The sequence below is a fragment of the Achromobacter sp. genome (genome assembly GCF_050285565.1).
Lineage (GTDB): Bacteria > Pseudomonadota > Gammaproteobacteria > Burkholderiales > Burkholderiaceae_B > Achromobacter.
The window spans coordinates 384,333-407,916 of sequence record NZ_JBLZXG010000003.1; the positions used below are offsets into that span (position 1 = coordinate 384,333).

Consider the following 23,584-nt stretch of genomic DNA (forward strand, 5'->3'; position numbering starts at 1 on the left):
ATCGCATTGTAATGGAATAAAGTTTCATTACATTTGTAGTGCTATGCAGCATTCTGGCGGCCCGCCCGTTACCTCGTCCGGTCGGGAAAAGGTAACGGGCGCCGGGCGTCAGGCTCAGAAACTGCCGCGCAGGCCGACCATCGCGGCGCGGCCGCCTTCGGGGGCGACGTCGCGCAGCACCGAAGTGGCGTAGCGGATGTCCTGGTTGGTCAGGTTGATGCCGCGCACATAGGCCTGCCATTGCACGGCCGCGACTTTGAAGCGGTAGCCGGCGTTGGCGTCCAGGCTGTAGTAGCCGGGGGTGGCGGTGTCGTTGTCCGGCCGGCTGTGCTGGGCGAAGGCCTTGGACACGCTGATGCCGGCGCTGTAGGGGCCGTAGCCGTAGTCCAGCGCCAGGCGCAGGCGCAGCGGCGGGATGCGCGGCAGCGAGCGGCCGGTGTCGCTGTTGCGGGCCACGGTGTAGTCGCCCGACAGGCCCAAGTCGAGCTTGTGGCCGCCCGCTTGCAGCAAGCGCGTGCTGCTTTCCGCTTCCACGCCGTACAGGCGCGCGGACACGCCCTGGTAGCGGGCCTCCGGCAGGGCGCCGTCGTCGCCGGCCGCGATCAGGTCGCCGTCGTCATTGCGGAATCGGCCGGTGTTCATTTCGGCCAGGTAGTTGGAGAAGCGGCTGTAGAACACGCCGACGCTGGCGCTGTCGGCGCCCTGCTTGTAGCGCAGCGACAGGTCGCCGGACCAGGCGCGTTCCTTGGCCAGATTCTGGTCGCCCACCAGGTATTGGCCGGTGGCGGCGTGCGGGCCGTTGGCGTACAGCTCGTAGAAGGTGGGCGCGCGCTCGGTGTAGGCGGTGTTGGCGGCCACCGACCAGGCGCTGTCCAGCTTGTAGATGCCGCCCAGCGAGAAGCTGCCGGCGGTGAAGGCGCGGCGCTTGGAACCGTCGAAGCGTTCGTTGCCGCCGCCGCCCGGGGTCAGGCGGGTGTGATCGGCGCGCGCGCCCGCGCTCAGCGTGAGGCGGTCGTTGATTTTCCACTCCTCCAGCGCGAACAGCGCGGCGGCATCGGTGTCGGTGGTGGGCACCAGGGCTTCCTCGCCGAGCGCCGAGAAACGCGTCTGGCCCAGTTGCAGGCCGACCACGCCGCGCAGCGGGCCGATGTCGGCGTGGCGCGCCTCGATACGGGCCTCGTAGCCGCGGTTCTTGAAGATCGTGCCGGTCTCGCCGTCCTCGATTTCCTTGTGTTGGTAGTCGGTATAGGCGAAGTTCAGTTTGACGCTGGTGAACAGGCCGTCCAGCTCGCGCAGCTCGCTGGCGAAGCCGAAGCGTTCCTGGCGCATCTTGATGCGCACGTCCGGCTCGGCCACCGAACCATAGTTCGAGTCGTAGCCGCTGTAGGACAGGCCGGCATAGCCGCGGTCGCCCGTCCAGGACATGCCGAGCGCGCCGCCGCTGGCCTGGCCATCGCTGTTGGGCAGGGTGCCGCGCGGCTGGGCCCGGTCGGGGCCGTCGGCCGCGCGTTGCTGCGCGGTGCGGGCGTAGCCGGGAATGCGCAGGTCGCCGGTCTTGCGGCTGAAGGCGTCGGCGTGGATGGCGAAGGTGCCGTCGCCGCCCTCAAGCTGGATGGCGCCGTTGCGGTCGTTGTTGGCGCCGCCATAGCTGCCGGCGACGTCGCCGTGGATGCCGTCGATGGCTTCGGTGGGGATGCGGTTGTCGATGGTGTTGACCACGCCGCCTATGGCGCTGCCGCCATACAGCAGGGCGGCCGGGCCGCGCAGGATTTCGACCCGGTTGGTGGCGAGTGGATCCTGCGGCACGGCGTGGTCGAACGACAGCGCAGAGGCGTCGAGCGCGCCGACGCCGTTGTTCAGCAGGCGGATGCGGTCGCCGTCCATGCCACGGATGATGGGGCGGCCGACCATCGGGCCGTAGGTGGTGGTGGACACGCCGGGCAGGCCGTTGAGCGTTTCGCCCAGGTTCGAGGCGCGTCGCAGATCCAGGCCGGTGCCTTGCACCACGGTCGACGGCGAGGCCAGCGCCTCGCTGCCCAGCGGATTGGCGGTGATGATGACGGGCGACAGCGTCGGCGCGTCGGGGGCGGCCTGGGCGCGGGCCGCTTGCGGCACGGCGAGCAGGCAGGCAAGAGCGAGCGGGCTCAGGCAGAAAGCGCGCGAGGACGAACGCGTCCCCGCGTGGGAAGAGGCAAAAGACATGGCGACAGTCCTGGTTGCCGGCCGGCGGGCGGCGGCGGTTGAAATCGGGGGGCGGGATTTCAGGCCGTGGCAGGCGGGGCGCGCGATTGGAACCAGGGCAGGACGGCGATGGCGGTGCCGCGCGGGGCCGGCGCGGGCGGCGCGAGGCGCGGCGCGTGGCCGGTCGGCGGGACGAAGGAGGCCGGGAGCGTGGCGTCCAGCAGATCCCAGAGGTGGCACAGGTCGCAGTGTCCCAGCTTGTCCTGCGGGTGGGCGTCGTCCTGGCTGGAGACGGGCGCGCCCGGCAGGTGCGACAGCGCGTGGCGCAGGCCGCCCGGCGGCGCCCAGAGCAGGCAGGCGCACAGCCAGCCCAGCGCCGCCCATCGGGCGAGGCGGGGAGCAGGGCGGAGGCGTTGGGCCGGCGGCATGAGGCAACGGGAAAATGCGAAAAAACGGAATGATATATTGTTTCTATATCGATGGCGATGCGGGTTCGCGCCCAGCCGCGGGCACCCGCGGGGGAAGATGACACTTCATCAAGTCCGACGCTCGGGCATAATCGTCGGCATCGGCGGCCCCAACCCGTACGCCGGGAGCGGCCGCTGAAAACAAGACCATAAGAAAGCAGGACCAGAAGAATGCGGAGTCAAGCGCAATGATGAATGCAGTACACCCCCTGTCCTCGATGAACCGGCCCGAGGCGATTCCTTTCGAGCCCTGCCACGACGCGGTGGCGGCGGTTGACCGGCTGGTCGAGATCTACGCGCGCAACACGGCCTTCCTGCGCGCCGCCTTCCGCGAGGTCCTGAAAGGCGCCGGCAGCGGCCGCGAGCGCGCCCGCGCCTACTATCCCGCCATCCGCATGCGGGTCGAGACCTACGACCCGATCGATACCCGCCTGTCCTACGGCCACGTGGCCGAGCCCGGCGTCTACCAGACCACCATCACCCAGCCTACGCTGTTCCGTGACTACCTGATCGAGCAGGTCGGCCAGTTGCTGCAGAACCATCGCGTGGCGGTGGAAGTGGGCGAATCGGATTCGCCGATTCCGCTGCACTTCGCTTTCCCCGAGGGCGCGTATGTCGAAGGCGAGCACCTGGAGGCGTTGAAGCGTCCCCTGCGCGACCTGTTCGATGTGCCGGACCTGGCCGTGACCGACGATGCCATCGTCAACGGTACGTGGCGCGGCAAGGACGGCGAGCCCAAGCCGCTGGCCCCCTTCACGGCGCAGCGGGTGGATTATTCGCTGCACCGCCTGCAGCACTACACCGCGACGGCGCCGGCGCATTTCCAGAATTTCGTGCTGTTCACCAATTACCAGTTCTACGTTGACGAGTTCTGTGCCCGCGCCCGCGCGCTGATGGCCAGCGGCAACGAGGATTATGAGATGCTGGTGGAGCCGGGCAACCGCATCACGCGCCGCGGCGAGTCCGGCCCGGCCGAAGAGGGCCACGCCCAGCGCCTGCCGCAGATGCCGGCTTACCATCTGGTGCGCGGCGACCATTCCGGCATCACGCTGGTCAACATCGGCGTGGGCCCGTCCAATGCCAAGACCATCACCGACCACATCGCCGTGCTGCGTCCGCACGCCTGGCTGATGCTGGGCCATTGCGCCGGCCTGCGCGATTCGCAACGGCTGGGCGACTACGTGCTGGCTCATGGCTACGTGCGCGAGGACCACGTGCTCGACGACGACCTGCCCACCTGGGTGCCGGTGCCGGCCCTGGCCGAAGTGCAGGTGGCGCTGGAACAGGCGGTGGAAGAGGTCGCCGGGTTGTCGGGCTGGGATCTGAAGCGCATCATGCGCACCGGCACCGTGGCCACGATCGACAACCGCAACTGGGAATTGCGCGACCACGTCGAGCTGGTCGAGCGCTTCGCGCAGTCGCGCGCCATCGCGCTCGACATGGAATCGGCCACCATTGCCGCCAATGGCTTCCGTTTCCGCGTGCCGTACGGCACCTTGCTGTGCGTGTCGGACAAGCCGCTACACGGCGAACTGAAGCTGCCGGGCATGGCCAGCGCGTTCTATCGCCGCCAGGTCAACCAGCACCTGGAGATCGGCATCCGGGCCCTGGAGCGCCTGCGCGGCATGCCGCCCGAGCGGCTGCATTCGCGCAAGTTGCGCACCTTCATGGAAACGGCGTTCCAATAGGCCCAGAGCGGGGCTCACGCGGGCGGGGACGGATCCTCGCCGGCCCCACGGCCGGGGGCAGTTGCGCTATGCTCGCGCGTTGCCTGGAAATCCCATGGCGCCCGGGGGCACAATCCGCGGGGGCTTTTTCGCTCTGAAGGAACACGACTTTGGCATTGACGGAACACGACCAGCACCGCGGCGGCGGCAAGAAGGAGATGGCAGAACCGTCCGAATTGCGCCGCGCCCTGTCGGCGCGCCACCTGACGATGATCGCGGTGGGCGGCTCCATCGGCACCGGCTTGTTCGTGGCCTCCGGCGCCACCATCGCCCAGGCCGGCCCGGGCGGCGCGCTGCTGGGTTATGTGCTGATCGGCGTGATGGTCTATTTCCTCATGACCAGCCTGGGCGAGCTGGCCGCCGCCATGCCGGTGTCGGGCTCGTTCTCGACCTACGGCGCGCGCTACGTCGAAGACGGATTCGGTTTCGCGCTGGGCTGGAACTACTGGTACAACTGGGCCGTCACGGTGGCGGTGGACCTGGTGGCCGCGCAATTGGTGATGGCGTACTGGTTTCCCGACGTGCCGGGCGTGTACTGGAGCGCCTTGTTCCTGGCCATCACCGTCGGCCTGAACGCGCTGTCGGCGCGCGGCTTCGGCGAAGCCGAGTTCTGGTTCGCGCTGATCAAGGTGGTTGCCGTGCTGGCCTTTGTCGCCATGGGCGTGATGATGCTGTTGGGCATCATCCGCGGCGGCGAGGGCGGCGGCGTGGCCAACTGGACGGTGGGCGACGCGCCGTTCGCCGGCGGTTTCGCGGCACTGATCGGGGTGGCCATGGTGGTGGGCTTCTCGTTCCAGGGCACCGAACTCATCGGCATCGCCGCCGGCGAATCCAAGGACCCCGCGCGCAACCTGCCGCGCGCCGTGCGCCAGGTGTTCTGGCGCATCCTGCTGTTCTACGTGATGGCGATCCTGGTGATCGGCCTGCTGATTCCCTATACCGATCCGCACCTGCTGCGCAACGATGTCACCGACGTCAGCGTCAGCCCGTTCGCGCTGATTTTCGAGCGCGCCGGCCTGCTGGCGGCGGCCTCGATCATGAACGCGGTGGTGCTGACCTCGGTATTGTCGGCCGGCAACTCGGGCATGTACGCGGCCACGCGCATGCTCTACAGCCTGGCGCGCGATGGCAAGGCGCCGCGTATTTTCGGCCGGGTGGCGCGCAACGGCGTGCCGCTGTGGGCGCTGCTGGCCACCACGGTGGTGGCGGCGCTGTGCTTCTTCTCGTTCATCTTCAGTCCCAAGGCGGTCTACATCTGGCTGCTGAACACCTCGGGCATGACCGGCTTCATCGCCTGGCTGGGCATCGCCATCAGCCACTACCGCTTCCGCCGCGGCTACGTCAAGCAGGGCCGCAATCTGGCGGATCTGCCCTATGTGTCGCCGTTCTTCCCGTTCGGGCCGATCTTCGCTTTCGTGCTGTGCCTGATCATCACGCTGGGCCAGAACTACCAGGCCTTCCTGGAGCAGCGCATCGATTGGGGCGGCGTGGCCGCCACCTATATCGGCATTCCGCTGTTCCTGCTGATCTGGCTGGGCTACCGCCTGGTCAAGGGTTCGCGCTTCGTCAGCTACAAGGACATGACCTTCCCCGATGCGCGGGCGCGCAGCGCCTACCTGGATTCGGCCCTGCGCGGGGAACACGCCACGGTCGGCGCGGAGACGGCCGCCGCGCCCGCGCCGGGTGGCGGCGGACGATAAAAAAGCCGCGGTCTGGCGCGGCTGTCGGCCGGCACACCAGGCCGTCGCGGCAATGCGGCGGCCTGGCGCATTGCGCTCACTCGATGTTCTGCGCCTGCTCGCGCATCTGTTCGATCAACAGTTTCAGATCCATGGCGGCGCGGGTCACTTCCATGCTGCCAGCCTTGGAGCCCAGCGTATTGGCTTCGCGGTTCATTTCCTGGAACAGGAAGTCCAGGCGCTTGCCGGCGCTGCCGGCATTCTTCTTGCCCGTCGCCTTGCCGCCGCCGTCGGTCAACAGATGGCGCAGTTCCTCCAGGTGCGAGCGCAGCCGCGACAGTTCTTCGGCGACGTCGATGCGCAACGCGAACAGATTGGCTTCCTGCGACAGCCGCTCGGACAGCTCGGCGCCGGAGATATGCGTGAAGCCGCCAGGGAAGGCCGCTTCAACACTCTCGCGCAGCTTGGCGGCAAGCTTGTCGCGGTGGTCGGCGAGCAGTTGCGGCAGATGGTTCTGCACCTGATCGACGATGGCCGCCACGCCATCGGCGCACTCGCGCATCATGCCGGCCAGGCGTTCGCCTTCGCGCGCGCGGCCATCCTGCAATTGCTTGAGCGCTTCCTGGGCGGCCTGCATGCAGGCCGCCCCCCACACCTGCGGGTCGAGGGCGTCGTTGGCGCGCTGTCCGGGCCAGTTGAACAGCTCGACCAGGCGCGGCGCGGCGATGTCGGGCAGGACGCGGCGCGCGGCCTGCAACTGCTCGGCCAGCGTTTCAAGCCAGGCCGGTTCCAGTTTGGACAGGTCGGTGCTGACGTTGCGCGTGTAGGACACCCGGATTTCGACCTTGCCGCGCGCCAGTTGCGCCGTCAGCAGTTCGCGCAGCGGCGTCTCGACGTGGCGCAGCTCGTCGGGCAGGCGGAAATAGAGGTCGAGGAAGCGGCTGTTGACGCTGCGCAGTTCCAGCGCGAGCGTGCCTTGTTCCAGGTCTGCCCGGGCGTTGCCGAAGGCGGTCATGCTGCGAATCATGGTGTACCTATCCTGTTGCTTGTTTTGGATCGGGCCGCGCCGGTTCCGCCCGTCCGTCACGCGCGGACGCGAGCGGGTACATGCAACCCGTGTATCGCGGCAGGATACTCCAAACCCGGGCGGGGCCGCGACCGCAGCCCGTACAATGCCGCCAACCGAATCTGATTGGAGCCTTGCCATGACATCTGCCACCACCATCGCCCGCCCGTCGGGCCGCGCCGTCGACCAACTGCGGCCGTTCAGCCTGGAGCGCGGGTTCACGCGCTACGCTGAAGGTTCGGTGCTGGTCAAGGCCGGCAACACCCACGTGCTGTGCACCGCCAGCGTGCTGGAAAAGGTGCCGCCCTTCCTCAAGGGCAAGGGCGAAGGTTGGGTCACCGCCGAATACGGCATGCTGCCGCGCGCCACTCACACCCGTGGCGACCGCGAGGCCGCGCGCGGCAAGCAGAGCGGCCGCACCCAGGAGATCCAGCGCCTGATCGGCCGCAGCCTGCGCGCGGTGTTCGACATGCGCGCGCTGGGCGAGCGCACGCTGCACCTGGATTGCGACGTGCTGCAGGCCGACGGCGGCACGCGTTGCGCCAGCATCACCGGCGCCTGGGTAGCGGCCGCCGACGCGGTCGCGTTGCTGATGCAGCGCGGCGACCTGGCGGTCAACCCGATCCGCGACGCGGTCGCGGCGGTGTCGGTCGGGCTGGTGCAGGGCCGTGCGGTGCTGGACCTGGACTACGAGGAAGACTCGGCCTGCGACGCCGACGTCAACGTCATCATGACGGGCGGCGGCGCGTTTGTGGAAGTGCAGGGCACGGGCGAGGGCGCAACCTTCACGCGCGCCCAGCTGGACGCGATGCTGGGCCTGGCCGAAAGCGGCATCGCCGGCCTGGTGCGGGCGCAGCGCGCAGCGCTGGCGTAAGACACCAGAAGCGGGCGCCGCCGGCCCGCGGCCGGTTGTCAGCCCAGCAGGGCGCCGATCCGCTCGGCCCGCTCCAGGTTCCAGACCGCGCCGATCAGGCCGCGCAGTTCGGCCTCGGTGGCGGCGTCGGCATAGCGGCCCAGGCTGAGCGTCTTGGCCTCGATCTCGTCGCGCGACAGCGTATTGCCGGGGTCGCCCTTGGGCTCGTCGACGCGGCCATGCAGCACGCGGCCATCGCGGGTATGCACCGTGACCTTGCCGATCCAGCGCCGCGGATAGGCGCTGTCGACCTCCGGATCCAGTTCCATCGTGACCCGCCCGCGGAACTCGGCCACCGCCGGATCGTCCAGCGCGGCGTCGAATTCAGGCAGGCCGGCGCGGCCCCGGCGGGCGATCAGGCCCAGCACTGTGCCCATCGAGAACTTGGACTGGTGCACGGTACGCGGATCGACCACCGGCCCCAGCACGTCGATGGCGCCCTGGTGCACGTGCGCGATCACCCGTTCAATATCGTTTTCGGCCAGCTTATGCTCGCGCAGCACCTGTTGCAGCGCATCCGCCGCCGGATGGGTGTGGCGGCACGACGCATGGAATTTGAACGAGGTCTCGGCCAGCGCCCAGCGCGTGCCGAGGCCATCGGTCAGGCGCGCTGGGTCGGCGTCGCTCGACATGCCGGCGGCCATGCCCTGCGGGCCTTCGAGGATGTGGCGCGCGCCGGTGAAGCCGGCCTGCGCCAGGTAGGCCGCGGCGATGCCGTTGGCGGCGGCGCGGGCGGTATGCAACTGCTTGGAATCGGCCGCGTCGCGCAGGAATTCCCACAGGCCGGCGGCCTGGGTGCCGGCCGAGCCAAAGGCGTCCAGCATGGCCGCGGGCGACAGGCCCAGCAGGCGGCCGGTGGCCGCGGCGGCGGCCAGGGTGCCGGCGGTGCCGGTGGTGTGGAAGATCTTGTAATGCGAGCGGCCCAGGAATTCGCCGACGCGGATGCCGACCTCGTAGCCGGCCACGGCCGCCACCAGCAGCTCGCGGCCGGAGCGGCCCAGCGCCTGGGCCACCGCCAACACCGGCGGGAACACCACGGCGGCCGGGTGGAACACGGAGCCATTGTGCACGTCGTCCTGCTCGACCACGTGGGCGGCGGCGGCGTTGACCATGGCGGCGAACACCGGCGAGGTGCGGCGCCGGTTGATCAGGATTTCGCTGGGGCCGTCGGCCGGCCCCATGAGCGCGGCGTAGCGGTCGATGGCCAGCACCGGGCGCGACGCGGCGCCCGCCAGGATCGAGGCCAGACAGTCCAGCAGCAGGTCTTCGGCGCGGCGCAGCACCGGCGCGGGGATGTCCTCCAAGCGCAGGGTGGCGGCGAAGGCGGCGAGGGTGGCGCTGGGGTGGGAGGTGTCGGAGGTCATGGTCAGAAGGAGCGCGGCAGGCCCAGGATGTGTTCGGCGACGTAGGACAGGATCAGGTTGGTCGAGATCGGCGCGACCTGGTACAGGCGGGTCTCGCGGAACTTGCGCTCGACGTCGTATTCGGTGGCGAAGCCGAAGCCGCCATGGAACTGCAGGCAGGCGTTGGCGGCCTCCCAGGAGGCGTCGGCGGCCAGCAGCTTGGCCATGTTGGCCTGCGCGCCGCACGGTTCGTGGGCGTCGAACAGGCGGCAGGCCTCGTAGCGCATCAGGCTGGCGGCCTCGACGTTGATGTGGGCGCGGGCGATGGGGAATTGCACGCCCTGGTTCTGGCCGATGGGGCGGCCGAACACCATGCGTTCCTTGGCATAGGCGGTGACCTTGTCGACGAACCAGTAGCCGTCGCCGATGCATTCGGCGGCGATCAGGGTGCGTTCGGCGTTCAGGCCGTCCAGGATGTACTTGAAACCCTTGCCTTCCTCGCCGATCAGGTTGTCGGCCGGGATTTCGAGATTGTCGAAGAACAGCTCGTTGGTCTCGTGGTTGACCATGTTGGGGATCGGGCGGATCGACATGCCGTGCTTGACCGCCTCGTGCAGGTCGACCAGGAAGATCGACATGCCTTCAGACTTGCGCGTGACCTGATCGAGCGGCGTGGTGCGCGCCAGCAAGATCATCAGGTCGGAATGCTGCACCCGCGAGATCCAGACCTTCTGGCCGTTGATGACGTAGCGGTCGCCGCGGCGCACGGCGGTGGTCTTGATCTTGGTGGTGTCGGTGCCGGTGGTGGGCTCGGTCACGCCCATGGACTGCAGCCGCAGCTCGCCGGCGGCGATGCGCGGCAGGTACTCGCGCTTCTGGGCCTCGGAGCCGTGCCGCAGCAGGGTGCCCATGTTGTACATCTGGCCGTGGCAGGCGCCGGAATTGCCGCCGCTGCGGTTGATCTCTTCCATGATGACCGAGGCTTCGGTCAGGCCCAGGCCCGAGCCGCCGTATTCCTGCGGAATCAGCGCCGCCAGCCAGCCGGCCTCGGTCAGGGCGCGCACGAAGGCGTCGGGGTAGCCGCGTTCTTCATCGACCTTGCGGAAGTACTCGGCGGGGAACTGGGCGCACAGGGCGCGGACGGCTTCGCGGATGTCCTGGTAGGCGTGGGAGGCTTGAGGCATGAGATGGGCTGCGATGTCGAAAATGAAATGGGGTACGGGACAGGATTGACTGTGCCGCAAGGGGCCGCGCCTGCCAATTCACAATTCATTAATACGGGGTTCCTGTTCGCAAAAGCGCATTGATGTGACGGCCGTTCGTCATGGACGGGCCTAGGTTGTGTCAAGAAATTGCCAAACTGCATGCCCATAATCGCCCGAATACGCCCATGCGGCGCTGCAACAGACGGACGGCTATGCGGAAAAATCTCAGGGTGACGACGGCGGTTTCCGCCATTCTGGCGGTGTTTGTGGTGTTGTTCGCGCTGGCCGCGGCGGCCGGGATCTTCGTGCTGCGCGAGAATCGCGCCGACATTGAGGCGCTGGGGCGCGGCAGCATCGAGCGCGCCAGCGATCTGGCGGACATGACCAGCCGCTTGTTCCAGGCGCGCGCCGCGCTGACCGACGCCAAGACCGCCATGGAGGGCGGGCTGGAGCAAGCCCGCGACGAGTCGCTGAACCACGCCGACGCGCTGCTCAGGCAGGCCGCCGCCAGCCTGGCGCGGCTGCGCGCCAACCCCGACACTAGCGCGCAGGGCGCGCCGCTGTTCGACCAGGTTCTGGCGGCCTACGGCGCCTTCGCCGACCAGACGCTGGCGCCCATGTTCAAGGCCATCAAGGGCTGGAACGGCATCGAGGTCAACCGGCTGGCCGACAAGGTGTTGCCGCTGTCGGGCGCGGCCTACGTCAAGCAGGCCGATGCCTACCAGGCCTACGCCCGCCAGCAGGGCCAGGCCGCGGTGGCCGGCGCCAGCCAGACCATGCAGCGCGTGACGCTGGCGGCCGCGGCCGTGCTGGGCTTGGTGCTGGTGCTGGCGGTGCTGATCCGGCTGGCCTTCCGCCGCCGCATCCTGCGGCCGCTGAACGAGGCCGGCGCCCACTTCGACCGCATCGCCGACGGCGACCTGACCGGCCACATCGCGGTTCATGGCGACAACGAGATCGGCGTGCTGTATTCGGCCATGCGGCGCATGCAGAGCGGCCTGTCGGCGGCGGTGGCATCGGTGCGCCATGGGGTCGAAGAGATCCACACCGGCTCGGGCGAGATCGCCGCCGGCGGCGCCGACATGTCGGATCGCACCGCGCGCCAGGCCGGCTCGCTGCAGGAAGCGGCGGCCAATATGACGCAACTGGCGCATACGGTGCGGATGACGGCGGGCAACGCCGACCTGGCCAGCCGCCAGGCCCTCAGCGCCACCCGCCTGGCCCAGCGCGGCGGGGACGCGGTGCAGCAGGTGGTGGCCATCATGCAGGGCATTGCCGACAGCGCGCGCCGCATCGGCGAGATCGTCGGGGTGGTGGACAGCATCGCCTTTCAGACCAACATCCTGGCGCTGAACGCCGCGGTCGAGGCGGCCCGCGCCGGCGAGCAGGGCAAGGGCTTCGCGGTGGTGGCGGGCGAGGTGCGCTCGCTGGCCCAGCGCAGCGCCCAGGCGGCCAAGGAAATCAAGGGCTTGATCGAGGATTCGGCCAGCCGCGTCGAGGCCGGCGTGCGCCAGGTGCACCTGGCCGGCGACACCATGCGCGACATGCTGGCCTCGGTCGACGAGGTGACCCGGATCGTGGCGGAAATCTCCAGCGCCAGCGCCGAGCAGGCCGCCGGTATTGCCTCGGTCAATGACGCCGTGGCCGATATCGAGCGCGCCACCCAGGAAAACGCCGCGATGGTCGAGCAGACCGCCGCCGCCGCGGCCGCGCTGGAACAGCAGGCCCAGGGGCTGCAGCGCGCGGTCGCTGTCTTCCAGATCGCGCCGGCCATCGCCGGGCAGGCGTCAGGGAGCGATCTGCGGCAGGCTGGCGCCGCTGTAGCGCTCGCTCACCAGCGACAGGTTGCCATGCTTGACCTTGTGCTTGACCTGGGCGGCGGCCGAAGCGATGTCCTCCGGGCGGATGCGCTCGCATAGGGAAGGGGTGACGGTGAGGGCGCCGACCCCCAGCGTCACGAACGGAAAGAAGCGCGGCACGCCGTAGCGGTCCTCGGCCTCGATGCCGCCGTTGCGGCGGCCCGCGTCGTCGTACAGATCGATGGCGCGCTCGTTGAACTCGGCGATGACGCGCTGGATGCGCGCGTTCCAGTCGGGACTGCGCAGCAGCACCACGAAATCGTCGCCGCCCACGTGGCCGACGAAATCGCGCAGCGGATCGCAGTGACGCTTGATGACCTCGGCGGTCAGCATGATCATGTCGTCGCCGCGCCAGTAGCCATAGACGTCGTTGAACGGCTTGAAATTGTTCAGGTCGCCATAGCAGATGGTGAAATCGGCGGCGTCCTCCAGCAGCGTGGCGATGTGCCGGCTGATGGGGATGTTGCCGGGCAGCGAGGTCAGCGGATTGGCGTAGCGCGCGGCTTCGATGCGCATCTCGGTCACCGACCGCACCAGCGTCTCGCCGGTGGCCAGGCCGTCGTAGCGGCCGTCGCGGGTGATGATCAGGCCGTCCATCAGGTAACGCTGGTCTTCCGAGATCAGCACGTGGCTGAGCTGGTCGATCGACACGTCCAGGTCGACCAGTACCGGCTCGGCGTTCATGAATGTCGAGCAGGCGTCGCGGCCGAACAGTTCGCGGGTATAGCGCTGCGCGTAGTGTTCGGAGAAATCACGGCGGTTGATGATGCCCACCGGCCGGTTGTCGCCATCGACCACCGCCACCGCGTGCAGGTTCTTGTGTTCGATGAAAAGGCGGTGCACGTCGTCGTTGGTGTGCTGGTTCAGCAGCGCGGCCGGCGCCTCGACCCGCAGGCTGGCGGCGGTGCCGCCGGCCGAGCGCTGCGACAGCGGGGCGGGCGTGCGCACCCGCAGCGAATCGCGCAGCGGCGGAGTCAGCTCGGTCAGCAGCGCTTCGTCGGGGCGGCCCAGCAGCCAGCCCTGGGCGTAGCGGATCTCCAGGTCGCGCACCACCGCCAGATCCTCGGCGGTCTCGATGCCCTCGGCGACGATGGCCGTCCCCAGGTATTGCGCCACCTTGAGAATGGCGCGCACCATGTTCTGCTTGCGGTCGTCGTGACCGATGCCATGAAAGAAATAGCGGTCGATCTTGACCAGGTCAGGCTGCATCTCGGCCCACAGTTGCAGGTTCGAATTGCCGACGCCGTAGTCGTCCAGCGCGATCCGCATGCCGTATTCGCGCAGGCAGGCGAAGGCGCTGCCGAGCGTGGACATGTACTCGGACAGCGGATCCTGTTCGGTCAGTTCGACGATGATATTGGACGGCGCCAGGGTGCAATCCTTGAGCAGGCGCAGCGGCATTTCGTCGCCCCACAGCGTCCAGTAGTGGATCAAGGCCGAGCCCGACAGATTCAGGAACAGTTTGCCGGGCGCGGCGTTCTGGTTGAAGCCCTGGGCGCCCGCGCGAAAGCTCGCCAGTTCCAGTTGCGGGTGCAAGCCCTGGCGGCGGGCTTCGGCGAACAGGGCGTCGGGAAAGTGCAGGGGGGTGTCGACCGGGCCACGGATCAGGCTTTCATGTCCGTAGATGCGGCTGTGCGTCAGGTCGATCACCGGCTGGAAACGGGGGCGCAACAGTCGTTCGCGCAAGATGCCCGCCAGACTGACCGGGGCGGGCGCGGCGGCGCCGGTGGCATGAGCAGGCGCGCGGGCCGCGACCGGCCGGTGCAAAGCGTGAAGAGGGTTCATCGCCGGGGCGTTCAGATACGATCAGTGACAAGATTGACCATATTGACCATCAAATATGTCGGTGTTGTTTCGTCGCGGCGGCGGTTACGCGTCGGAACCGGCGGCGCGCCCTATACAATTTGGCCCATGACTTCCCCCAAGATCCCCGATTCCCTGCGCCGCGTCGTGCTGGCTTCCAACAACCCCGGCAAGCTGCGCGAATTCTCCGCGTTGTTCGCGCCGCTCGGCATCGAGCTGGTGCCGCAGGGCGAGCTCGGCGTGCCCGAGGCCGAGGAGCCGCACGTCACCTTCGTCGAAAACGCGCTGGCCAAGGCGCGCCACGCCAGTCGCCTGACCGGTCTGCCGGCGCTGGCCGATGACTCCGGCCTGTGCGTGGCCGCGCTGGACGGCGCGCCCGGCGTGTACTCGGCGCGCTACGCCAAGATGCACGGCGGCGACAAATCCGACCAGGCCAACAACGCGCTGCTGGTTGAGAAACTGGCCCAGGCCACCGACCGCAGCGCCTGTTACGTGGCGGTGCTGGCGCTGGTGCGCAGCGAAAACGACCCCCGGCCTCTGCTCGGCGAAGGCCTGTGGCAGGGCGAGATCATCGACCAGCCGGAAGGCGCCAACGGTTTCGGCTACGATCCGCACTTCTACCTGCCCGACCAGGGCCTGACGGCCGCCGCGCTCGAGCCGGAAGAAAAGAACCGCGTCAGCCATCGCGCCCGCGCCCTGCGCGAATTGCTGAGCAAGCTGAACCAGGCTTGACCCGGGGCGCGTGCGCGCCGCCGCCAGGAACACCGAATGTCCATCACCATCCCCATCCGCTCCGAACTCGGCGCGGCCGGTTCGCGCCGGGTCGCCCCGGCCGGCGCCACCCTGACCAGTCTGCCGCCGCTGTCGGTCTATGTGCACGTGCCGTGGTGCGTGCGCAAATGCCCATACTGTGACTTCAATTCGCACGCGGCGCCGGGCGACGAGATTCCCGAGCGCGCCTACCTGGACGCGTTGCGCAGCGATCTGGAGCAGGCGCTGCCGTCGATCTGGGGCCGCCAGGTGGTCTCGGTGTTCATCGGCGGCGGCACCCCCAGCCTGCTGTCGGCCGCCGGCCTGGACGAGCTGCTGGCGATGCTGCGCGCCTGTCTGAACCTGTGGCCCGACGCGGAAATCACCATGGAGGCCAACCCCGGCACCGCCGAGGCCGACCGTTTCCGCGACTATGCCGCCAGTGGCGTGACTCGCTTTTCACTGGGCATCCAGAGTTTCGACGACGCCCAGTTGAAGAAGCTTGGCCGCATCCATGACTCGGCCCAGGCCCGCGCCGCCATCGAGATGGCCCAGCGCGCCGCGCCGCGCGTCAACCTGGACATGATGTTCGCGTTGCCGGGCCAGACCCTGGACGCGTGCGTGGGCGACCTGCGCCAGGCCATCGACTTTGGCACCGAGCACTTGTCGCTCTATCACCTGACGATGGAGCCCAACACGGTTTTCGCCAAGTTCCCGCCGCAGGACCTGCCGGACGACGATACCAGCGCCGCCATGCAGGACGCCGTCGAGGCCGAGCTGGCCGAGGCCGGCCTGGCGCGCTACGAGGTTTCGGCCTACGCCAGGCCCGGCGCGCGCTGCCGCCACAATCTGAATTACTGGGAATTCGGCGACTACCTCGGCCTGGGGCCGGGCGCGCACGGCAAGCTGTCGTTCCACGACCGCATCGTGCGCGAGGCGCGGCTGCGCAGCCCGGAATCCTGGATGCGGGCCGCCGCCGCCCGCGATGGCAGCCACCTGGCGGAAAGCCGCCAGGTCGGCCCGGAGGAACTGCCGTTCGAGTTCATGCTCAATGCGCTGCGCCTGAAGGACGGGGTGGCCGCCACCTTGTTCAGCGAGCGCACCGGCCTGTCGCTGGCCGCCATTGCGCACCAATTGGAGGCAGCCACCGCCAAGGGGCTGCTCGACGCCGATCCCACCCGCCTGCGGGCCACGCCGCTGGGCTGGCGCTTCCTGAACGATCTGCAGGAAATGTTCCTGTCGCAATAAAGCACCAGAATGGGGCGTTCATGCCCCATCTTTTGCACCAGAATGGTGCTACATTTTCCGCTTGCCTTGTCGCCTTCCCCGGGCAATCCCGGGGGTGAAACCTGGCACGCTTATTGCTTTCCTGTTTTATGCCAGTCGAGCGGCACAGCCCTCGACCCTTTTATCTAATGGAGATGACATGGCAAGCCCGAAAGACGTCCTGAAACAGATCGCCGACAACGAAGTCAAATTCGTGGATTTCCGCTTTACCGACACGGTCGGCCGCGAGCACCACGTGTCCGTGCCCACGACCGCGATCGATGAAGACAAGCTGGAAAGCGGGCAGGCCTTCGACGGCTCTTCGATCCCGGGCTGGAAGGGCATCGAAGCCTCCGACATGCTGCTCATCCCCGACCTGGCGACCGCCAACCTGGATCCGTTCCGCGAAGAGCCGACCCTGATCCTGTCGTGCGACGTGGTCGAACCGTCCGACCTGAAGGGCTATGACCGCGACCCGCGTTCGCTGGCCAAGCGCGCCGAAGCCTACCTGAAGGCCTCGGGCCTGGGCGACACCGCCTACTTCGGTCCGGAACCCGAATTCTTCGTGTTCGACGGCGTGACCTGGAACACCGATATGTCGGGCACCTTCGTCAAGATCAAGTCGGAAGAGGCCTCCTGGTCCACCGGCCTGGAATTCGAAGGCGGCAACACCGGCCACCGTCCCGCCGTCAAGGGCGGCTACTTCCCGGTTCCCCCGGTCGACTCGTTCCAGGACATGCGCTCGGAAATGTGCCTGTTGATGGAACAGATGGGCGTGCCGGTCGAAGTGCACCACCATGAAGTGGCCGGCGCCGGCCAGCTGGAAATCGGCACCAAGTTCAGCACCCTGGTGCAACGCGCCGACTGGACCCAGATCGTCAAGTACATCGTGCACAACGTGGCCCATGCCTACGGCAAGACCGCCACCTTCATGCCCAAGCCCATCGTCGGCGACAACGGCTCCGGCATGCACGTGCACCAGTCCATCTGGAAGGATGGCCAGAACCTGTTCGCGGGCAACGGCTACGCCGGCCTGTCGGAATTCGCGCTGTACTACATCGGCGGCATCATCAAGCACGCCCGCGCGCTGAACGCCATCACCAACCCTGGCACCAACTCGTACAAGCGCCTGGTTCCGCACTACGAAGCCCCGGTCAAGCTGGCCTACTCGGCCCGCAACCGCTCGGCCTCGATCCGCATTCCGTACGTGGGCAACCCGAAGGGCCGCCGCGTCGAGGCGCGCTTCCCGGATCCCCTGGCCAACCCGTACCTGGCGTTCTCGGCCCTGATGATGGCGGGCCTGGACGGCGTGCAGAACAAGATTCACCCCGGCGATCCGGCCGACAAGAATCTGTACGACCTGCCGCCGGAAGAAGACGCCAAGATCCCGACCGTGTGCTCCTCGCTGGAGCAGGCGCTGGAAGCGCTGGACAACGACCGCGAGTTCCTGACCCGCGGCGGCGTGTTCAGCAACGACATGCTCAACGCCTACATCGACCTGAAGATGGCCGACGTGAACCGCCTGCGCATGACCACGCACCCGGTCGAATTCGACATGTACTACAGCCTCTGATCGCAGAGGCCGTGGCTGGGGGAGCGCGATGATGTAGGCAGAAACCAGGGCCGACACCACGCGCACCGCCAGGTCGCCGACCGAAGACTTGCCCGTCCGGCCCCGTGCCGGCGGGCAGGGCGCCTCGCACGCAGGCGCCGCCGGACCGGCGTGCCGATTTTCCCCCTGTAGTCATTCGGGTACGTTGAAAAATGAATGTAGAAGCTCTCGATCTGCTTGCCACGTCCGTTTTCCTGGTCAACGAACGCGGTCACATCGAATACGCCAATGCGGCCGCCGAGGATCTGTTCGGCCGTTCGCGCAAGCAGCTGTGCGGCCATTCCGCCGCCACGCTGTTCGACAACCCTGAGAACATCCAGTCGTCCATCGACCGCGCCGCGGCCGGCAGGTATGCCGACGTCAGGCAGCTGGCCTCATTGCGCCGCGCCACCGAATCGGTGGAGGTGGCCGTGACCACGGTGGGACTGAGCGGCCAACGCTGGCCCGCCCTGATCGAGACCCGCGAGATCGAGCAGCGCGTGCTGGCCGACCGTAACCATCGCCTGGTCGACGAGATCGAGGCGCACCGCGAGCTGTTGCGCAACCTCGCGCACGAGGTCAAGAATCCGCTGGGCGGGCTGCGCGGCGCGGCGCAGTTGCTGGAAGCCGAGCTGCCGAGCGCGGCGCTGGCCGAGTACACCCAGGTCATCATTTCCGAAGCCGACCGCCTGCAGGCGCTGGTGGACCGCCTGAGCGGCCCGCAGCGCGTGCCGCTGAATGCGCGGCCGGTGAACATCCACGAGATCTGCGAGCGCGTCTGCGCCCTGATCCAGGCCGAATTCCGCAACGACGTCACGCTGGTGCGCGACTACGACGCCTCCATGCCCGACCTGAAGGGCGACGCCGCCCGCCTGATGCAGGCGGTGCTCAACGTGGCCCGCAACGCCGCGCAGGAACTGGTGGCGCGGCCGCAGACGCCCGGCCTGGAGCCCGGCGTCGTTACGCTGCGCACCCGCGTGGCGCGGCAGGTGATGCTGGCGCACCGCCAGCACCGGTTGGCGCTGGAGTTGTCCATCATCGACAACGGCCCCGGCGTGCCGGATCACATCCGCGACCGCATTTTCCACCCGCTGGTCACCGCCCGCGCGGGCGGGACCGGCCTGGGCCTGAGCCTGGCCCAGGATTTCGTGCAGCAGCACGGCGGCATCATCGAATTTGAATCCCGACCCGGGCGCACCGAGTTCCGCCTGGTCCTACCGATGGAGCCCGCACTCTGATGAAACCCGTATGGATCGTCGACGACGACCAGGCCATCCGCTGGGTCCTCGAAAAGGCCCTGGCCCGCGCCGGTGTCCCCACCCGTAGTTTCTCCCAGGCCGCCGACGTGCTCGACGCGCTGGCGCACGACACACCCGTCGCCCTGGTGTCCGATATCCGCATGCCCGGCGGCAACGGCCTGGAACTGTTGCGCCAGTTGAAGGAACGCCATCCCGGCCTGCCGGTCATCGTCATGACCGCCTTCGCCGATCTGGACAGCACCGTGTCCGCCTTCCAGGGCGGCGCGTTCGACTACCTGGCCAAACCCTTCGACGTGAACGAGGCGGTGGCGCTGATCCAGCGCGCCATGCAGGAATCGGCCCAGCCCGAAAGCCCCGAAGGGCAGGGCGAGGCCCAGAACAACGAGCGCTGGATGATGACGCAATCGTCGTCCACCGCCATGCAGGAAGTGTTCCGCGCCATCGGCCGGCTGGCGCAGTCTAAGGTCACCGTGCTGATCACCGGCGAATCCGGCACCGGCAAGGAACTGGTGGCGCGGGCGCTGCACGGCCATGGCGTGCGTGCCAGCGGGCCGTTCGTGGCCCTGAACGCAGCGGCCATTCCGCGCGACCTGCTCGAAGCCGAACTGTTCGGCCACGAGCGCGGCGCCTTCACCGGCGCCAACACGCTGCGGCGCGGCCGCTTCGAGGAAGCCCATGGCGGCACGCTGTTCCTGGACGAAATCGGCGACATGCCGATCGAGCTGCAGACCCGCCTGCTGCGCGTGCTGGCCGAAGGCAGCTTCTATCGCGTCGGCGGCGCGCAGCCCGTGCGGGTCGACGTGCGCATCGTCGCCGCCACCCATCAGCCGCTGGAGCAACGGGTCGAACAAGGCCTGTTCCGCGAAGACCTGTTCCACCGCCTGAACGTCATCCGCCTGCGCCTGCCGCCGCTGCGCGAACGGGTGGAGGACATTCCCGCGCTGGCCAACCACTTTCTTACCGCCAGCGCCCGCGCGCTCGGTGTGCCGGTCAAGCGCCTGACCCCGGAAGCGCTGGCGGTTCTGACCAAGTTCGACTTCCCCGGCAACGTGCGCCAACTGGAGAACTTCTGCCACTGGCTCACCGTCATGGCCCCGGGCCAGACCGTCGAACGCGCCGATCTGCCGCCCGAGATCCGCGCCATGGAGCACGCATCCGCCGCCGGCGCGGCCTCGCCGCGCCCGCCGGCCGGCGCCAGCGTTGCCGCCATCGGCACCGTGGTTCCGCATCACGCGCCGGCCAACGCCACGGCGGTCGACGAAGGCGCTCCGCGCAACTGGCAGGACTCGCTGCTGCGCGACGCCCAGTACCGCCTCGAACGCGGCGAACCCGCCGTCATGGCGACCCTGACGCGCCAGTTCGAGAAGATCCTGCTGCAAAGCGCCCTCGACGCCAGCCGCGGCCGCCGTGTCGAAGCCGCCTCGCGTCTGGGCATCGGCCGCAACACCATCACCCGCAAACTGCGCGAACTCGGCATCGAAGACGAGTAGGGCGCGCGCCGGGCGGCCGACCCAGCCCCTGGCGCGCACCGGGCCGCCTCGGTTCCCGGGAGACGAGGGCGCCCTCAGCCCAGCCCTAGCAGCCCCTCGCAAAGCCGTGGTGACTTAAGCTTCTGCAACCACCATTTGAGCGCCTCCCCCGGCGCCTCGGCGCGCCACGCATAAGCCACATGCTCGGTCAGCGACATCCCTTCGTCCGTGTCGCAGACCACCAGCAGCCCCTGCGCCAGATAAGGCGCCGCCAGGGTCAACGGCAGATACCCGCATCCCAACCCTCGGATCTGCGCCTCGATCTTGGCTTGCATGGTCGGCATCACCAGGGTCGGCTGCTCCGCCAGAATGCCGCGTGACTGCGGCGGCAGATTGCGCGAGGTGTCGGCCACCACCACCGCGCAATAGCGCGTGATATCGGCCCGGCTCAACGGTTGCGGCAGCGATGCCAGCGGATGATGCGCCGCCACGCAGAAGCCGAACTGCGCCTGTCCCATGGTCTGCGACCGATAAGGCCCGGTCGGTTCGCCCGCCGCGCCCGCGCCGATCACCAGATCGGCGCGGTTCGAGGTCAACGCATCCCAATTGCCGCTCAGCACTTCGGTCGAAAAGCGCAATGTGGTCGCGCTGCCCAGCGCCTGGAACTCCTCGACCAGGTCGTAAAGCGGCCGCCACGGCAGCACCGCGCTGACCGCGATGCGCAGCTCCACCTCCCAGCCGGTCGCGATGCGCTTGACCCGGCACGCCAGGTCGTCCAGCGACTGCAAGACGTGGCGGCCGTCCTTGAGCAGCGCTTCGCCGGCCGGCGTCAGCAGCGCCCGGTGGCCGGAGCGGTCGAACAGCAGCACATCCAGCCCGTCCTCCAGCTTGCGGATCGCGTAGGTCACGGCGGAGGGCACCTTGTCCAGCTCGCGCGCCGCCTTGGCGAAGCTGCCGTGGCGCGCGATCGCGTCCACCAGGATGAGCAATTCGGGGGTGATCGGCTGCATGGGCGGGCTTCCGGAAATATCGTTCAAATAATTTGAATGGTTTCTTCAAATCATAGCGTCAAACCAGTCCCTTAGTACGCGCACAATTCACTCATGCCGGTTGAGTAGCGGGGCGTTCAGCAACAACGTCAAGAAAGCCCGCCAGCGCGCAACCATTCATTTATTTGAAACAGGAGTCCACCATGCTTACCCTTCGCCGTAGCGCCGAACGCGGTCACGCCAACCACGGCTGGCTCGACTCGTTCCACACCTTCTCGTTCGCCAACTACTACGATCCCGCCCACATGGGCTTTGGCGCGTTGCGCGTGATCAACGATGACCGCATCGCCGCCGGCCGCGGTTTCGGTACCCACGGCCACCGCGACATGGAGATCATCACCTACGTGCTGGACGGCGCCATCGCGCACAAGGACAGCATGGGCAGCGGCTCCACCATCCAGCCCGGCAACGTGCAGCGGATGAGCGCCGGCCGCGGCGTGATGCACTCCGAGTTCAACCCGCGCGCCGACAAGGAAACGCACATGTTGCAGATCTGGATCGAGCCGAACGTCACCGGCATTGCGCCGGAATATGAGGAAAAGGCGTTCACCGACGCGCAAAAGCGCGGCCGCCTGCAAGCCCTGGTGTCGGGCGACGGCATCGATGGCTCGATGACAATCCATCAGGACGCGCGCCTGTATGCCGGCCTGTTCGATGGCGACGAGTCGGCCACGCTGGAACTGGCCCCCGGCCGCCGCGCCTGGGTGCACGTGGCGCGCGGCAGCGTGACGGTCAACGGTGTCGAATTGGCGGCCGGCGACGCGGTCGCCCTCAGCGATGAAACGCGGGTGGCGCTCTCTGGCGGCGACAACGCCGAGGTACTGGTGTTTGATCTGGCCTGACGGCCAGCGGCCGGGCGGATCGAGGATCCGCCCGGCCTTGTTTTCGATACGCGAGGCCGGCCCGCCGCCGGGCGGCGGCGCGGCAGGCGATTCAGCCAAGCCCCAAGGGGCCTTAACATGGGCCCGAGTCGGCCAACCTACAGGAGCATTCCCATGTCCACCTTGTCCCAACCCGGCGACAGCCAGATCGAAACCGTGGTGGTGCCGCGCAGCAGCGACCTGGGCGGCTTCGAAGTGCGCCGCGCGCTGCCTTCGGCGCAGCGCCGCACCGTCGGCCCGTTCGTGTTCCTGGATCACATGGGCCCGGTCGAATTCGCGGCCGGTGCGGGCATCGACGTGCGCCCGCATCCGCACATCGGCCTGTCCACCGTGACCTACCTCTACGAAGGCTCGATGGTGCATCGCGACGGCGCCGGCAACACCCAGACCATCCTGCCCGGCGAGGTGAACTGGATGACGGCCGGACGCGGCATTGTCCACTCCGAACGTTCCTCGCCCGAGAGTCGCCAGGCCCCGCAACGCCTGGCCGGGTTGCAGATCTGGGTTGGCCTGCCCAAGGCCCACGAGGAAACCGATCCTGGCTTCACGCACTACGGCCTGGACGCCCAGCCCGTGGTCGAGGGCGAGGGCGTGCGCGCGCAGGTGGTGGCCGGCTCGCTGTTCGGCAAGACCTCGGCCGTCAAGACCCATTCGCCGCTGTTCTATGGCGACATGCAGTTGCGCGCCGGCGCCGTCACCGTGCTGCCGGCCGAACACGAAGAACGCGCCGCCTATCTGGCGATCGGCTCGGTCGAGGTGGACGGCCAGGTGTTCGAGAGCGGCCGCCTGATCGTGTTCGCGCCGGGCCGGCCGGTGCAGATCCGCGCCTGTACCGACGCGCGCTTCGCCGTGCTGGGTGGCGAGCCGCTGGAAGGCCCGCGCTTCATCTGGTGGAACTTTGTCTCCAGCAGCAAGGACCGCATCGAGCAGGCCAAACAAGACTGGCAGCGCAACCGTTTCGGCCAGACCGTGCCGGGCGACGAGACTGAGTTCATTCCGCTGCCGCCGCCGCGGGCATGACGCGGCCGGGTCGCAACGCAAGGCGCCGCTTGCCGGGAAGTCCGCGCGGTATCACC

Annotated in this window: 17 protein-coding genes and 1 pseudogene; 11 read left to right on the forward strand and 7 right to left on the reverse strand. The window is 68.3% G+C overall.

Annotated features, from left to right (window positions below):
- Positions 1-114: 114 nt before the first annotated feature.
- A complete protein-coding gene (locus ACN6O8_RS07760; RefSeq protein ID WP_427990477.1) occupies positions 115-2,202 on the reverse strand; it encodes a TonB-dependent receptor in 2,088 nt (695 codons plus the stop codon).
- A 59-nt stretch (positions 2,203-2,261) separates the two neighbouring features.
- Positions 2,262-2,609, reverse strand: coding sequence for a hypothetical protein (locus ACN6O8_RS07765; protein ID WP_427990478.1), 348 nt, complete (start codon positions 2,607-2,609; stop codon positions 2,262-2,264).
- A 227-nt stretch (positions 2,610-2,836) separates the two neighbouring features.
- Here ACN6O8_RS07765 and ACN6O8_RS07770 point away from each other — a divergent pair, with 227 nt between their 5' ends.
- On the forward strand, positions 2,837-4,336 hold the full coding sequence (locus ACN6O8_RS07770; protein WP_427990479.1) for an AMP nucleosidase: 1,500 nt from the start codon (positions 2,837-2,839) through the stop codon (positions 4,334-4,336).
- A gap of 197 nt (positions 4,337-4,533) precedes the next feature.
- Positions 4,534-6,075: an amino acid permease gene (locus tag ACN6O8_RS07775; protein WP_427990683.1), complete on the forward strand. Its 1,542-nt coding sequence runs from the start codon at positions 4,534-4,536 to the stop codon at positions 6,073-6,075.
- A gap of 76 nt (positions 6,076-6,151) precedes the next feature.
- Here the strand turns inward: ACN6O8_RS07775 and ACN6O8_RS07780 are convergent, their stop codons facing one another.
- Entirely contained in the window at positions 6,152-7,081 is a 930-nt protein-coding gene (locus tag ACN6O8_RS07780) for a YicC/YloC family endoribonuclease (protein ID WP_427990480.1), read from the reverse strand.
- Positions 7,082-7,259: 178 nt separating this feature from the next.
- Between ACN6O8_RS07780 and rph the strand changes: the two genes are divergently transcribed.
- On the forward strand, positions 7,260-7,994 hold the full coding sequence (rph, locus tag ACN6O8_RS07785; RefSeq protein WP_427990481.1) for a ribonuclease PH: 735 nt from the start codon (positions 7,260-7,262) through the stop codon (positions 7,992-7,994).
- 38 nt (positions 7,995-8,032) lie between these two features.
- Here rph and ACN6O8_RS07790 read toward each other — a convergent pair whose 3' ends face one another.
- Positions 8,033-9,397, reverse strand: coding sequence for an MmgE/PrpD family protein (locus ACN6O8_RS07790; RefSeq protein ID WP_427990482.1), 1,365 nt, complete (start codon positions 9,395-9,397; stop codon positions 8,033-8,035).
- A gap of 2 nt (positions 9,398-9,399) precedes the next feature.
- The gene (locus ACN6O8_RS07795; RefSeq protein ID WP_427990483.1) at positions 9,400-10,560 is read right to left on the reverse strand and encodes an acyl-CoA dehydrogenase family protein; all 1,161 of its coding nucleotides are present in this window, start codon (positions 10,558-10,560) and stop codon (positions 9,400-9,402) included.
- Between the two features lie 233 nt (positions 10,561-10,793).
- Here ACN6O8_RS07795 and ACN6O8_RS07800 point away from each other — a divergent pair.
- A pseudogene (locus ACN6O8_RS07800) lies at positions 10,794-12,227 on the forward strand (methyl-accepting chemotaxis protein); the annotation flags it as partial.
- A gap of 141 nt (positions 12,228-12,368) precedes the next feature.
- Here ACN6O8_RS07800 and ACN6O8_RS07805 read toward each other — a convergent pair.
- On the reverse strand, positions 12,369-14,225 hold the full coding sequence (locus ACN6O8_RS07805) for an EAL domain-containing protein (protein WP_427990484.1): 1,857 nt from the start codon (positions 14,223-14,225) through the stop codon (positions 12,369-12,371).
- Positions 14,226-14,351: 126 nt separating this feature from the next.
- On the opposite strand from ACN6O8_RS07805, the gene rdgB reads away from it, so the two are divergent.
- The 5 genes from rdgB to ntrC all read left to right on the forward strand — a co-directional run bounded on the left by rdgB (position 14,352) and on the right by ntrC (position 20,599).
- The gene (rdgB, locus tag ACN6O8_RS07810) at positions 14,352-14,975 is read left to right on the forward strand and encodes an RdgB/HAM1 family non-canonical purine NTP pyrophosphatase (RefSeq protein WP_427990485.1); all 624 of its coding nucleotides are present in this window, start codon (positions 14,352-14,354) and stop codon (positions 14,973-14,975) included.
- 36 nt (positions 14,976-15,011) lie between these two features.
- Positions 15,012-16,241 (forward strand): radical SAM family heme chaperone HemW, encoded by a 1,230-nt coding sequence (hemW, locus tag ACN6O8_RS07815; RefSeq protein WP_427990486.1) that lies wholly within the window; start codon positions 15,012-15,014, stop codon positions 16,239-16,241.
- Between the two features lie 178 nt (positions 16,242-16,419).
- Positions 16,420-17,832: a type I glutamate--ammonia ligase gene (glnA, locus tag ACN6O8_RS07820; protein ID WP_427990487.1), complete on the forward strand. Its 1,413-nt coding sequence runs from the start codon at positions 16,420-16,422 to the stop codon at positions 17,830-17,832.
- Between the two features lie 191 nt (positions 17,833-18,023).
- Entirely contained in the window at positions 18,024-19,088 is a 1,065-nt protein-coding gene (gene glnL / locus ACN6O8_RS07825; protein ID WP_427990488.1) for a nitrogen regulation protein NR(II), read from the forward strand.
- On the forward strand, positions 19,088-20,599 hold the full coding sequence (gene ntrC, locus ACN6O8_RS07830; RefSeq protein ID WP_427990489.1) for a nitrogen regulation protein NR(I): 1,512 nt from the start codon (positions 19,088-19,090) through the stop codon (positions 20,597-20,599). Before glnL ends, ntrC begins: the two co-directional genes overlap by 1 nt.
- Before the next feature lie 74 nt (positions 20,600-20,673).
- On the opposite strand, the gene ACN6O8_RS07835 is transcribed toward ntrC, so the two are convergent.
- On the reverse strand, positions 20,674-21,588 hold the full coding sequence (locus ACN6O8_RS07835) for a LysR family transcriptional regulator (protein WP_427990490.1): 915 nt from the start codon (positions 21,586-21,588) through the stop codon (positions 20,674-20,676).
- Between the two features lie 182 nt (positions 21,589-21,770).
- On the opposite strand from ACN6O8_RS07835, the gene ACN6O8_RS07840 reads away from it, so the two are divergent.
- Positions 21,771-22,469: a pirin family protein gene (locus tag ACN6O8_RS07840; RefSeq protein ID WP_427990491.1), complete on the forward strand. Its 699-nt coding sequence runs from the start codon at positions 21,771-21,773 to the stop codon at positions 22,467-22,469.
- Between the two features lie 153 nt (positions 22,470-22,622).
- On the forward strand, positions 22,623-23,528 hold the full coding sequence (locus ACN6O8_RS07845) for a pirin family protein (RefSeq protein ID WP_427990492.1): 906 nt from the start codon (positions 22,623-22,625) through the stop codon (positions 23,526-23,528).
- Positions 23,529-23,584 lie beyond the last annotated feature (56 nt).

Coding starts and splice junctions, on each gene's coding strand:
- rdgB (WP_427990485.1), top strand. CDS start 14,352: ATGACTTCCCCCAAGATCCCCGATTCCCTGCGCCGCGTCGTGCTGGCT.
- ACN6O8_RS07835 (WP_427990490.1), bottom strand. CDS start 21,588: ATGCAGCCGATCACCCCCGAATTGCTCATCCTGGTGGACGCGATCGCG.
- ACN6O8_RS07770 (WP_427990479.1), top strand. CDS start 2,837: ATGATGAATGCAGTACACCCCCTGTCCTCGATGAACCGGCCCGAGGCG.
- hemW (WP_427990486.1), top strand. CDS start 15,012: ATGTCCATCACCATCCCCATCCGCTCCGAACTCGGCGCGGCCGGTTCG.
- ACN6O8_RS07760 (WP_427990477.1), bottom strand. CDS start 2,202: ATGTCTTTTGCCTCTTCCCACGCGGGGACGCGTTCGTCCTCGCGCGCT.
- ACN6O8_RS07775 (WP_427990683.1), top strand. CDS start 4,534: ATGGCAGAACCGTCCGAATTGCGCCGCGCCCTGTCGGCGCGCCACCTG.
- ntrC (WP_427990489.1), top strand. CDS start 19,088: ATGAAACCCGTATGGATCGTCGACGACGACCAGGCCATCCGCTGGGTC.
- ACN6O8_RS07780 (WP_427990480.1), bottom strand. CDS start 7,081: ATGATTCGCAGCATGACCGCCTTCGGCAACGCCCGGGCAGACCTGGAA.
- glnL (WP_427990488.1), top strand. CDS start 18,024: ATGAATGTAGAAGCTCTCGATCTGCTTGCCACGTCCGTTTTCCTGGTC.
- ACN6O8_RS07845 (WP_427990492.1), top strand. CDS start 22,623: ATGTCCACCTTGTCCCAACCCGGCGACAGCCAGATCGAAACCGTGGTG.
- ACN6O8_RS07795 (WP_427990483.1), bottom strand. CDS start 10,560: ATGCCTCAAGCCTCCCACGCCTACCAGGACATCCGCGAAGCCGTCCGC.
- ACN6O8_RS07805 (WP_427990484.1), bottom strand. CDS start 14,225: ATGAACCCTCTTCACGCTTTGCACCGGCCGGTCGCGGCCCGCGCGCCT.
- glnA (WP_427990487.1), top strand. CDS start 16,420: ATGGCAAGCCCGAAAGACGTCCTGAAACAGATCGCCGACAACGAAGTC.
- ACN6O8_RS07765 (WP_427990478.1), bottom strand. CDS start 2,609: ATGCCGCCGGCCCAACGCCTCCGCCCTGCTCCCCGCCTCGCCCGATGG.
- ACN6O8_RS07840 (WP_427990491.1), top strand. CDS start 21,771: ATGCTTACCCTTCGCCGTAGCGCCGAACGCGGTCACGCCAACCACGGC.
- rph (WP_427990481.1), top strand. CDS start 7,260: ATGACATCTGCCACCACCATCGCCCGCCCGTCGGGCCGCGCCGTCGAC.
- ACN6O8_RS07790 (WP_427990482.1), bottom strand. CDS start 9,397: ATGACCTCCGACACCTCCCACCCCAGCGCCACCCTCGCCGCCTTCGCC.